General features: G+C 75.9%; 8 protein-coding genes. 3 read left to right on the plus strand and 5 right to left on the minus strand.

Annotation, left to right across the window (positions count from 1 at the left end; all coding sequences use genetic code 11):
- Window positions 1-41: 41 nt before the first annotated feature.
- From ACFWOG_RS01790 to ACFWOG_RS01800, 3 genes are all read right to left on the minus strand, one after another.
- Window positions 42-3,803, minus strand: a complete 3,762-nt coding sequence (locus ACFWOG_RS01790; protein ID WP_380353719.1) for a CHAT domain-containing protein — start codon at window positions 3,801-3,803, stop codon at window positions 42-44.
- Window positions 3,804-4,031: 228 nt separating this feature from the next.
- Window positions 4,032-4,673, minus strand: coding sequence for a response regulator (locus ACFWOG_RS01795; RefSeq protein WP_380353804.1), 642 nt, complete (start codon window positions 4,671-4,673; stop codon window positions 4,032-4,034).
- Window positions 4,674-4,864: 191 nt separating this feature from the next.
- Window positions 4,865-6,178 (minus strand): sensor histidine kinase, encoded by a 1,314-nt coding sequence (locus ACFWOG_RS01800; protein WP_380353722.1) that lies wholly within the window; start codon window positions 6,176-6,178, stop codon window positions 4,865-4,867.
- Window positions 6,179-6,517: 339 nt separating this feature from the next.
- On the opposite strand from ACFWOG_RS01800, the gene ACFWOG_RS01805 reads away from it, so the two are divergent.
- The gene (locus ACFWOG_RS01805; protein WP_380353725.1) at window positions 6,518-6,931 is read left to right on the plus strand and encodes a hypothetical protein; all 414 of its coding nucleotides are present in this window, start codon (window positions 6,518-6,520) and stop codon (window positions 6,929-6,931) included.
- A gap of 178 nt (window positions 6,932-7,109) precedes the next feature.
- Window positions 7,110-8,318, plus strand: coding sequence for an aminotransferase class I/II-fold pyridoxal phosphate-dependent enzyme (locus ACFWOG_RS01810; RefSeq protein WP_329952780.1), 1,209 nt, complete (start codon window positions 7,110-7,112; stop codon window positions 8,316-8,318).
- Window positions 8,319-8,429: 111 nt separating this feature from the next.
- Here the strand turns inward: ACFWOG_RS01810 and ACFWOG_RS01815 are convergent, their stop codons facing one another.
- Together ACFWOG_RS01815 and ACFWOG_RS01820 are read right to left on the minus strand one after the other, a co-directional pair.
- A complete protein-coding gene (locus ACFWOG_RS01815; protein ID WP_380353728.1) occupies window positions 8,430-10,253 on the minus strand; it encodes a SpoIIE family protein phosphatase in 1,824 nt (607 codons plus the stop codon).
- 132 nt (window positions 10,254-10,385) lie between these two features.
- Window positions 10,386-10,847 (minus strand): MarR family winged helix-turn-helix transcriptional regulator, encoded by a 462-nt coding sequence (locus ACFWOG_RS01820; protein WP_329952778.1) that lies wholly within the window; start codon window positions 10,845-10,847, stop codon window positions 10,386-10,388.
- Between the two features lie 83 nt (window positions 10,848-10,930).
- Between ACFWOG_RS01820 and ACFWOG_RS01825 the strand changes: the two genes are divergently transcribed.
- Entirely contained in the window at window positions 10,931-11,836 is a 906-nt protein-coding gene (locus tag ACFWOG_RS01825) for an SDR family NAD(P)-dependent oxidoreductase (protein WP_380353731.1), read from the plus strand.
- Window positions 11,837-11,909 lie beyond the last annotated feature (73 nt).

The raw sequence follows: 11,909 nt of genomic DNA on the forward strand, positions 1-11,909 counted from the left end.
CGGGACCGGCGCCGAAGACGGTTCGCAGCAGGATCCGTCCCTCATACCGTCGGCGCGGGCGCCGGGTTGCCCTGGTGGGTGAAGGCGGCCCAGTGGTGGAGGTGGTGGAGGTCCGACCGGGTGGCCTCGTGGCGGAGGGGACCGTCGAGGGCGGGCGGGAACGCGCGGCCGGGGTCGATCATCCACATCTGGGCGGCGCGCAGGGCGTCGGGCGGAGCCAGTCCGCAGGCGGTGAGGTGGTGGTGGAAGACGGCCGTCATCACGGCGGTCGGACCGTCGCGCACCGCCCAGCGGGATCCCACGACGTCCGCGGCGCCACCCGTGACCAGCGCGGTGGAGAGGGTCAGCGCCTCGTCGTGGTGGCGCGTACTCAGATCGGTCTCGCAGGCGCTCAGCACGACCAGCGGGCCGGCGTCGCCCGGCCGGCGGCGGGCGGCGCAGTCGAGGATGCCGGCCACGGTGAGCCGGCCTGATCCCGGGGCCGCACCGGGAGGGTCGGCCAGCCACAGCGCGGAGTCGGTGGGGCGCGGTGCGGCCAGGGCGTGGCAGGACAGGTGGACCACGGAGGCCGGTAGGTCGCCTCCGGGCAGCGCCGCGAGGATCTCCGCCGGTGTGCCCGCGGCGTCCGGTGCCTCGTCGGCGGAGAAGAACTCGCCGTAGCGGAGCGCGTCGGGGTAGCAGGCGGCGCGCAGCGCGGCCGTCTCGATCTCGGCCCACGGGAGGCTCAGCCCCGGGTCGGCGACCAGTACCTGCCGGCCGGCGGCCGGGGGCATCCGGCGCCGGGTGGTCGCGGCCAGGAACCGGGCGCCGGACGGGGCGTAACTGAGGACGGCCTCCTGGCAGGCGTACCGGTGACCGTGCTCGCCGTGCCCCCGGACGTACGCGGCGTGCCACGGCACGGCGCCGAGCCGCTCGCAGGGCACCAGCACGATCCTGGGCGGCTGGGGCGCCGTACCCTCGGGCACCGGCCCCCGGGGCTCCGGCGGAGGGGGCACCGCCGCGAGGACCGGGCCCATCACGGCCCGCCCGGCCCACTCGCACAGCGCGCGCAGCGCGTCCTGCCACCGTCCCTCGCAGGCCGCCCGCGACGACGCGTCCGCCGCCGGATCGGCGAGCGCGCGGGAGCGCTCTGCCGCGGCGTCGAGGTAGCGTTCCAGCGGCGGGCTGCCCGTGGCCAGCAGCTCCGGCAGGGGGAGCAGGACGGGACCGGTGGAGGGCCGCAGGATCAGTGCGAAGCCCGGCAGCGTGCGGTCGGGCAGCGGCATGCCGGGCACCAGGTAGACCAACGCGTCCGTGTCCGTGGCCGCGAGGCCGGCGACCAGATCGGCGACGTCGGCGGTGTCCGCCGGCTGCCCGGTGCGGGGGGCGTCGGGGGTTGCGCGACGGACGAGGCCGAGCACGGCCAGCGCCTGGCGCCGCAGGCTGCCGGGGATCGGCGGGCCGTCGGTCGCTGTCGACGGCCCGCCGGCGTCCTCCGGCCGCAGCGGGCCCGCGGTGACCTGGGCGCGCCACCGCCGGGCCAGGTCGGGACGGCCTGCGGCGTCAAGGCGTTCGGGGATGCCCCGGGACGCGTCGGCGGCCTGGAGCACCAGGGTGCGCCCCTTCTCCAGGTCGGCCACCGCGTCGGCGGGCCGCCGGGTGAGGAAGGCGGCGAACGCCAGCCGCCGGGCCAGCACGGCACCGGCGAGGGCCGCCGACAGGCCGTGGTCGGCGCCGATCTGGAGCAGGACGTCGGCGGCCAGCTCGTCCAGCGCCTCGCGGGTGATCTCCACGAACGCCCGGGCGTCCTCGCGCCCGCCCGGGCCGCCCCGGGCGGCGCGCATCATGTGGGCCTCGGCCAGCTTCGTCAGGACGTCCACGCGATGCGTCCCGCCGCGCCCCTCGGCGAGCAGCGCGCGGGCACCGGACAACTCCGTGACGGCCTCGTCCAGGAGCGCCGGATCGTTCTCGCCGCGCATGACGCCGAACAGCAGACGCAGGCCGAGCGTGGCACGGCGGCCGTACTCGTGATCGTGATACCGCTCCGGTTCGTCGAGTGCCCGGCGGAACGCGGCGAGTGTGCGGTCCAGGGCGGTGCGGTCCTCGGGCCCGGCGAGCCCGGGCACCCCGGGCGTGCCGGCCTGCCCGGGGTCGGCGAGCAGGTCGTCGATCCGGCCGAGCCGCTGCGTCAGTTCGCCGCGCAGGCCGCTGTCCGGTGGCAGCGCGTCGTACCGGCCGCGGAGCTCCTCGACCAGGCGCGGCAGGGCCTCGTGGTCGCCGGTGCGCTGCGCGTACTGCAGCTCACGGTCCGCGGTGGAGAGCGCGATGTCGACGGCGAACGGTGAGTCGGGCGGCACCGAGCCGTCGCGTTCCAGCGCGGCGCCCAGCCCGCGCAGGGTGACCAGCGAGGCGTCGGCGTCCTGGAGACTCCCGCCGTACGTGGCGGCCTGCTCCAGCACCGCGACCAGGTCCGCCTTCAGGACCAGGGACCACCAGGACCCTGCGGCGGCTGCCCCCACTGCCTCCCCGAGCAGGGTGGCGGCGTCCTCCAGATAGCCGGGATCGCCGGTCCGATAGGCCAGCAGCCGGTCGAGAAGGGCGGCCTGGCGCCGCTCGCGCAGCCCGACATGGGTGACGAAGTCCATGACGTGGCCGGGGAGATGGGCTGCCAGGCCGGGCTCCGGGGTGACGCCGGCCGGCCACTCCGTCAGACGGATGCGGTCGTCGTCCGGATCCGGTGCGGGCCGTTCCGTGGTGCCGAAGTCGACCGATCCGGGTTCCCGGATCTCCGCGGCCAGGAGCAGGTAGGCATGGAGTCTGGCGACCCGGGCCCGCTCGGGTGCGTTCGACGGCAGCGCGCGGAGCGCCCGCAGCGCTACGTCGGCGACCCGGCGAACCCCGGCGGCGCCGGTGCCCCCGCCCGTGGCGGCCAGGCACAGCAGCGACGAGGCCTCCGCGTCGATCCCCAGCTCCGTGTGCGACCCGCCGTTCGCTCGGGTGTGCGTCGCGACGGGCAGCCAGCACAGGAGACGGGTGAACTGCGGCGTGCTGCGCGCACCGGCCAGGGTCACCAGGCCGCGGACGGCCTTGAGCAGCGCGTGCTCGGCGCGGTCGACGTCGTCGGCCGCGCCGCCGGTGTCCCGCTCCCGGTCCCGGTCGGATGCGGCAGCGTCCGCGGCCCCACCGCCCGCCGACGGTTTGGCGTCCGCCGCGCCGGCGGTGAGCATCCGCTCGACTTTCCCCTTGATCCTTGCGTACATCCGTTCGAGCTCCGGGTCTGGCGACGCCGCCGTGATGCGGTCGACCACGTCCCGGGCTTCGACGAGGTCCCGGCGCGCCGCATCGGTCAGCACCCGTCCGTCCGTCGCGTCGAGCAGCGCGTGCAGCAGGGCGGTGCGGGTGCCGTCGGTGCGGAGCAGGGCCCAGGGCGTGAGCAGGAGGAACAGCACCATGCGGGCCTCTGCGGCGAGCATGCCGGTCGGCGGCCCGTCGCGGTCCACGAGCCGCAGGCGCCGCAGCGCCTCCGCCCGTTCCGCGGAACTCGCGGGCGAGGCACGGGACGTTCCGCACCCGGTCGTGTTCAGCCAGCGGATGCCGAGCAACATGCCCAGGTGTACGAAGACGATGGCGAAGTCCGCCCCGTCCTGCGCCAACGCGACCTCGACGCGGGCCAGACGGTCGATCACCGGCCCCAGGGTCTCGGCGGTCTGCCCGTCTCGCGACCGGTGCAACAGCCGTCGGGCCTCCAGGACGGCGTCTGCCGCGATCTCCGGCAGTCCCGCCGACCCGGTGCCGTCGTCGTCCCGTACGTCCTCGCCGACCATCGGTTCCCCTACCGTTGCGCGCGCCCCGTCCCCGTTCTCCAGGGGCCGGTGTGCCGCGCGCGTCGGCCGACGCTCCGACGGTATCGGGCGGGCCGTGGCTCCTGGTCGAACGGGCAGATCCGCATCATGCACGTCACGCGGCCGGTTGACCACCGTGGCCGCGCGTCGGGGCGGCGCGGTGTCGGTGACGGCGGCCGGTCGTCGGTCTGCGGTCCGCGGCCGGACGTCTCAGCCGGCGAAGCGCGGGACGACCAGGCCGGACTCGTACGCGATCACCACCGCGTGGGTGCGGTTCTGGGCGCCGAGCTTGCTCAGCACGTTCCCGACGTGGGTCTTGACCGTCTCCAGGCTCACCGTGAGCGAGTCGGCGATCTCCGGGTTGGACAGGCCCGTGGCCATCGACCGCAGCACCTCCTCCTCCCGGCCGGTCAGCGCCGCCCCGGGCAGCGCCTCAGAGGAGTCCAGCGGGCGCGCGGCGACCATCCGGCGCAGCGCCGCCGGGAAGAGGATCGCCTCGCCCGCCGCCACGACCCGCACCGCTTCGGCGATCTGCCGCACCGGGAGCCGCTTGAGCACGAAGCCGCTGGCGCCCGCACTGAGCGCGGCGGTGACGTAGTCGTCGTTCTCGAAGGTGGTGATCACCACGACCTTCGGGGGTTCGGCCGACTCGGCGAGCAGCTGCCGGGTGGCGTCGATCCCGTTGCGGCGGGGCATCCGCACGTCCATCAGGACCACGTCCGGCCGCAGCCGCTGCGCCAGCTCGACCGCCTCGACGCCGTCGGCGGCCTCCCCGATCACCGAGATCCCCGGTTGTACCGACAGCAGCGTGCGCAGTCCGCTGCGGGTCACCTCGTCGTCGTCCGCGATCAGGAGCGTGACGGCGGTGACGGCGGTGACGGCGGTGACGGCAGTGACGGCGGTGTCGGTGGGGCCGGCCGGGCCGGTGGTTCCGGTGGCTCCGGTAGTGGAGGAGGGGGAGGCGGTGCCGTGGCCCGCGTCGGCCGCCCCGGCCGGGTGTGGGGCGGGGCCGGTCGGGCCGGCCGCGCTCGCGTCGGAGCCGATCATGCGGACAACCGTACCGGCAGCCGGACCGCCAGCCGCCAGTGCTGCGGACCGTCCGGGCCGGCCTCGATCTCACCGTGCAGCAGCCGAACGCGCTCGGCCAGTCCCGGCAGGCCGTGTCCGGAGGTGGGGAAGGAGCCCGGGCTCCGGCCGTTGCCGGCCCCGGTCCCCACGGCGGTCCGGTTGACCACGCTGAGCTCCAGGCCATCCGGAGCGGCCGCCACCCGGACCTCGATCGGGCCGCCGGTCCCGTGCCGCAACGCGTTCGTCAGACCCTCCTGGAGGATCCGGTACGCCGCCCGGGAGAGCGTCCCCTGCACCTGCGTCAGCTCGCCGGACAGCTCCGGCTCCACCAGGGCGCCGGCGTGCCGGATCCGGTCCAGGAGCTCGGGCAGGTCGGCCAGGGTCCGGGTCGGCGCGGTGCCCGCCTTCTCCTCGCGCAGCACGCCCAGCACGTAGTCCAGGTCCTCCAGGGCGGCCCGGGTCGACTCCTCGATGCTGCGCATGGCGGCCCGCGCCGCCACCGGGTCCGCGGCCAGTACCTCGCCCGCCACCGCCGCCTGGACGGTGGCGGCCGTCAGGGTGTGCCCGATCGAGTCGTGCAACTCGTGGGCCAGTCGGTTGCGTTCGGCGAGTCGAAGTTCGCGCTCGGCCGCCAGCGCGAGTCGCTCGGCCGACGACGGACCGAGCAGCCTCGGCGCCGACCACCGCAGAGCGCTCGTCACGGCCCCGCACACGACCGCCGCCAGGAGCAGGCAGACGGCCGCCAGCACCCAGCTCCAGACACCCGTCACGCGTATCGACCGGTCGAACAGTGTCAGCTTCGCGTCGGTGCCGGTCCAGTTCTCCGGCATGGCCACGGCGGCGGCGACCAGCACGGTGCTCGCCAGGCCGCCCGTCCACCCCAGCGTGACGTGCAGCAGCAGCCAGGCCGGAGTCCGCCAGCGGTCGGCCCGCGACGGTGCGGCGGGGGCCGGTGCGGGAGAGGGCTGTGCGGCGGACGTCGGCGCGGTGCCGGCCGGGCGCGCGGGCCGGGGGGCGGCCACGGGATCGGGCAACGGCACCTTCAGGAGCCGGCGGGCACCCGCGATCAGCGCCCGCCGCGTGGTGCGGAGCAGCCCGACGGCACCGACCAGGACCGCCCAGACCAGCAGGCAGAGAGCGGCCTGCACGCCGAAGGGCGCGGACGGCCAGGCCAGCGCCGGCAGGATTGCGAAGGGCAGCAGGGGGAGGCTCGCCAGCGCGCCGCAGTAGGCGAACAGCACACCCGAGTACGTGGAGCCGCGCAGGAGCGGCCGGAGTCCTTTGATCATGGTCGTCAGTATGGCCGCGCAGCTCACAGGGGACCTCCCCCGATCGGGGGAGCGCTCTCTCCCACCCTCCCGGGGCCTGTCGTCCCGACCTCCCGCCGTCCGGCGGTGTGCGACCGCGACCGCGACCTCGGGGATCGGGATCGTGTCCCGACCGACCGTCGGATCGCCGGCCCGCCACGTGCGTCGGAGTCGGGGTCGGAGTCGGAGGGGGCGGGGACGGGGGCGGGGGTGGCCGTCCGAACCGCGTCGATTATATTTCTACACGCCTGTAGAAGTTTGTCGAGGGGGCGGCCCGTGGGTCGACGACGTGACGCTCCCGCGCCTGGATCGAGGAGCACGATGACGCACCGGATCGCCCGTTGGACCGCCGGATTCCTGGTGGCGCTCGTCGCCGCCGCCGGACCGACCGCCCTGGCCGCCGGCACGGCGGAGGCCGCGCCCCGGAGCTCCGCGCCGGTGGCGTCGGTGACGGACCCGGCTGCCGGATCGGACCGGCTGCCGCAGTCGACGCACGTGACCCTGGCGGATCGGGCGGCGCGGACGGATCCGGCGGACCAGGGGGATCGGACGGTTCGCGCGGCCGGGGTGTCGCAGGCGGGCCCGGTGACGGCCGAGAAGGAGAAGAAGAAAGGTTTCTTCGCCAAGCTGGGCAAGTTCCTGCTGGTCGTGGTCATCCTGGTGATCCTCTTCTTCGTCCTGCTCGTCGTCGCGATCGTCTACGCCGCCAAGCGGATCCTCGGTCGCCGCCGCTGACGGGCCGTAGCGCCCGCGCCACCGGCGGCGGGCCGGCCGGGGACGACCCCGGTCCGGCCCGCGACCGTCCGGCCCGCGACCGTACGGACCGCGGCCGTTTCGCGCCGCCGCCGTTTCGGGCCACCGGGGTCGAATTGGCCCTGGCCGGGCCCGTGCCCGCCCGGTGAGGATGGGCGGCATGAGCGACTTCCACCACGCGCTGCACCCCGAGAGCCGGATCGTCCACCCGCCCGTCGAGGAGGTGACCGGCAGCCGGCCGCTGGGGGTGCCGCTGCACCAGGGCCACGTCTTCGCCTTCCCCGACAGCGACGCGCTGGCGCACGCGTTCACCGGCCCCGGTCAGGCCTTCCTCTACAACCGCTACGGCAACCCGACGGTCCGCTCGCTGGAGAACGCGGTGGCCGACCTGGAAGGCGGTGCCGGCGCGCTGGCCACCGCCTCCGGGATGGGCGTGATCAACACCGTGCTGCTTGCGCTGCTCCGCTCCGGCGACCACGTGATCGCCCAGCGGAGCCTGTACGGCGGCACGTTCGCCACGCTCGCCGACCTGGCGGAGCGCTGGGGTGTGGAGGTCACCCACGTCGGGGGCGACGACCCGGAGGAGGTACGCGCCGCCCTGCGGCCCACCACCCGGCTGCTGCACCTGGAGACCGTCTCCAACCCGACCACGCGGGTCACCGACCTTCCCGCGCTGATCGGCGTCGCCCGGGAGGCGGGCGTGCTGAGCGTGGTGGACAACACCTTCGCCACCCCGCTGATCTGCCGGCCGATCGAGCACGGCGCCGACATCGTGGTGCACTCGGCCACCAAGTACCTGGGCGGTCACTCCGACGTACTGGCCGGTGTCGCCGTCTTCGCCGACGCCGAGCTGCACCGGCGGGTCTGGCAGCACGCGATCGAACTGGGCTCCTCCCTCGACCCGTTCGCCGCCTGGCTGACGCTGCGCGGGATGCAGACCCTCGGTCTGCGGCTGCGCCGGCACTGCGAGACGGCGTCCGACCTGGCCGGCCGGCTCGCCGCGCACCCGGCCGTCACCACCGTCCACTACCCGGGCCTGCCCGCCCACCCCGACCACGAGCTCGCCCGCCGGCTGCTGCCCGACGGACAGGGCGGCGTGCTCGGCGGCGGGGTGCTGGCCTTCGACCTGGCCGGTGGACGGGACGCCGCCCGCACCTTCACCGAGTCGGTCCGGCTGGCGGCGCTCGCGCCGTCGCTCGGCGGGGTGCACACGCTGGTCATGCACCCGGCGAGCACCTCGCACCGCCAGCTCGACGACGCCGAGCTGGCCGCCGCGGGGATCAGCCCGGGCACCGTCCGGGTGGCCGTCGGCATCGAGCACCCCGAGGACCTCTGGGCCGACCTGGAGCAGGCGCTGGCCAAGCTCTGAGGTCCGCCACCGGCCGGGCCCGGCGCGGCGGTCGGGACGATGGGAGGGGCGGCGGACGGGGCGGTGGGTGAAGCGGCGCGGGGTCCGGCCGGGCACACCCCTGGAGCGGGGTCACGGCCGGGCCCGGGGCCGCGCGGCCAGGACGGCGACGTCGTCCTCGGCCGGGCCGGCGCCGGGGGAGTAGGGGCCGAGCGCGTGCAGCACCGCGTCCAGCAGGTCGTCCAGGTCCCCGGCGGTGGGAAGCCGTAGTGCGGCGAGCCGGGCGAGCGAGACGTCGATGTCCTCGCCGCGCCGCTCCACCAGGCCGTCCGTGTAGAGCAGGAGGGTCTCGTCGGGCAGGAGCTCCCGGCCGACCTGTTCGTAGCCGCCGACGCCGGTCCCGAGCGGTGGACCGGTCGGGATCCGCAGTAGTTCGGTCGGCCGGTCCGGAGCGATCAGGGCCGGCGGCAGGTGGCCCGCACTGGAGAAGGTCCAGCGGCGCCGGCCGGGGTCGGCCAGCGCGAGCAGGCAGGTGGCGGGGCGGGCGGACTCGTTGGCGGCGATGACGGTGTCGAGCTGGCGCAGGATCCGGTGCGGCGGCAGGTCCGTGCCCGCCACGTCGCGCAGCGTGGAGCGGTAGTTGCTCATGTCGACGGCGGCCTCGACGCCGTGGCCCATCACGTCGCCCATCACCAGCAGGGTCCGGCCGAACGGCAGCCGGACCGTCTCGTACCAGTCGCCGCCGACCACCGAGCTGGTGCCGGACGGCAGGTAGCGGGAGGCGAGTTCCAGGTTCTGGTGCGGGTGGCCGGGCTCGCTCAGCAGGGCGCGCTGGAGGTCGAGCGCGATGCCCTGCGAGTGGCTGTACCGGCGGGCGTTGTCGATGCCGGTGGCGGCCCGGGCGGCGAGGTCGCCGACGAGGACGGCCTCGTCCGTGGTGAAGACGGGGGCGGTCGGGGGTGCGGTCGGCGCCGTGGCGTCACCGGTGCCGGCCGTGCCGGCCCGGGCCAGGGTCATCAGCCCGACCAGCCGGCCGCGCGCGGTCAGCGGGACGGCGAGGACCGACGTCACCCCGGCGGCCCGGTACGCGGCGAGGCTCGCCGGGTCGGGTGCGGCGTCGGCCAGCTCCTCGGGGGAGCGCGGCCCGACCAGGACCGCTACGCCGGAGGCGAGGGCGCGGGAGGCGGCCGAGCCGTCCCGGTGGCGGACGGACTCGCCCGGGTGGGCGAGGCCGGCGACCGCGCCGCGCAGCCGGTCCGCGCAGCCGACGGCGGCGCGGCGCAGTCGCAGCCCGGACGCGCCGTGGCCGTGGACGGCGGTCTCCGTCGGCAGGAGGTCGACGGTGACCAGATCGGCGAGTCGGGGCACGGCGAAGGCGGCCAGTTCGGCGCACGTGGTGTCGACGTCGAGGGTGGTGCCGATCCGCTCGGCGGCGGCGTCCAGCAGCGCCAGCCTGGTGCGGGTCTGCGCCAGGTCGCGCCGAAGTTCCTGCACGGGGTCGGGGTCGTCCAGGACGACGATGACCACGCCCGTGACGTGCCCGGCGGCCGACAACGCCCGGTAGCGCACGCGGAGCCCCGGCGGTACGGGGGCGCCCGGGCCCTCCGGGCTGCCGGTGGTGTGCTCGCGGTCCCGGCCGTCGGCGACGATCCGGCGCAGCGTGCCCGCCGCGCCCCCGAACGACGTCGACTCGACCGGCCGGCCGAGCAGGTCTGCCCGGCGCAGCCCGGTGGCGGTGGCGAACGCCGCGTTGAGGTACTGCCAGCGCAGGTGCTCGTCCAGGATCGCCACGCCCGCCGGCAGCACCGCCAGGAGGTCACGGAGCAGGTCGGGCATGTCACCTTCGGTGAGGTCGCCGCCGCTCCCGGCGAAGGCCGCCGCCGCTGCCGCGAACGCCGTGGCGTCCGCGCCTGCGGGTGTGGCGCCCTCTCCTCCGCCGCCGTTCCGGAACCGCATGCCCCCATGATCACCCGCCCGGGCGCGGCACGCCCACGGGTCGGTCGATCCTTGACCGATCGGGGGTGGGTGTTGTAGGAGGCCGCGACCGCTGCCGCGGAGGCGCGGCCGGCTCCGGGGCCCGCCGCGGGCTCAGGCGGTCGGCGGCTGCTTGAGCTTGGCCCAGACGGCTTCCAGGGCGGCGATGTCGGCGTCGTCCAGCCGGTCGTCGAAGGCCTCGGCGAGCGCGGTGCGGCGGGTGGCGTCGGCGGCGGCGAAGAGCGAGCGGCCCTCCGGCGTGAGGGCGATCCGCACCGAGCGGGCGTCGGTGGGGGAGGGGACGCGCTCGACGAGAGCGCGGGCCTGGAGCGAGTCGGCGACCCGGGAGACCTGGCTGCGGCTGAGCAGGGTCTTGGCGCCGAGGTCGGAGGCGGCGACCGGGGTGTCCTGGGCGTGCAGCCAGAGCATCACCTCGAACCAGGAGAGCGGCAGGTCGTGGGCCCGGGTGAGGGCCTGGTCGACGAGGGTGCTCAGGGTGGTGCCGGCCCAGACCAGGCCGTAGAAGGCGTGGTCGCGGGCGGTGAGGTCTCCCAGGGTGAGGTCGGTGCGCGCCATGCCGGCCACTCTACCGGTGTGCGTGTGCGTGCACGCATCCTGCTATGGTGTGTGTGCACGCACACAAACTCCAGGGAGTTTCGATGGCCACTCCGACGACCGGCCCGGCGACCACTCCGGCGACCACTCCGGCGACCGGTCCGGCGACCGCCGACCGCACCGTCCTGATCACCGGCACGTCCTCCGGCATCGGTCTCGCCGCCGCGGTGGGGGCGGCCCGCGCCGGCTACCGCGTCGTCGCGACCATGCGGGACACCGGCCGCTCCGGCGCGCTGACGGCCGCCGCCGCCGACGCCGGGGTCGCCGACCGGGTCGAGGTCGCCCGGCTCGACGTCACGGAGCCCGGATCCGTCGCCGCGTGCCTGGACGCGCTGATCGCCCGGTACGGCCGACTCGACGCCGTGGTCAACAACGCGGGCGCCGGCCGCGTCGGCACCGTCGAGCAGGACGGCCTCGACCCCGTCCGGGCGGCGATGGAGGTCAACTTCTTCGGTGTCGTCGAGGTCACCCGCGCCGCCCTGCCGCACCTGCGGGCGAGCGGCGGCCGGGTGGTCACCGTCACCAGCGTCGGCGGCGTGGTCGGCCAGCCCTTCAACGAGGCGTACTGCGCCGCCAAGTTCGCCGTCGAGGGCTTCATGGAATCCCTCGCCCCGGTCGCCGCGACCGTCGGCGTTCACGTCACCGTGGTCGAACCCGGCGCGGTGGCCAGCGAGTTCGTCGCCAGCCAGGCCATCGACCTGCCCGCCCTGCTGACCGCAGCCGGCCCGTACGCCCCCGCCCTGCAGTCGTACGCCGAGCGCACCCTCGCGGCCTTCGGCCAGGCCCAGAGCTCGGAGGAGGCCGCCGCGACCGTCGTCGAGGCGCTCACCGCCGAACGGCCGCCCTTCCGGGTGCAGACCTCCGAGCGGGCCCGTGCCTTCGTCGGCGCCAAGCTCGCCGACCTCGGCGGCTCGGCCGTCCAGCGGCTCACCGGCAGTTGGGTCGGCTGAGTCCCGACCCGGGCGGACGGTTCCTGGACGGACGGCCCCCGGCCCTCCGGTGCCCGGCCCGCCGGGGGAAAAC

Origin of the sequence: Kitasatospora sp. NPDC058406 (genome assembly GCF_042722765.1) — a bacterium.
Classification (GTDB): domain Bacteria; phylum Actinomycetota; class Actinomycetes; order Streptomycetales; family Streptomycetaceae; genus Kitasatospora.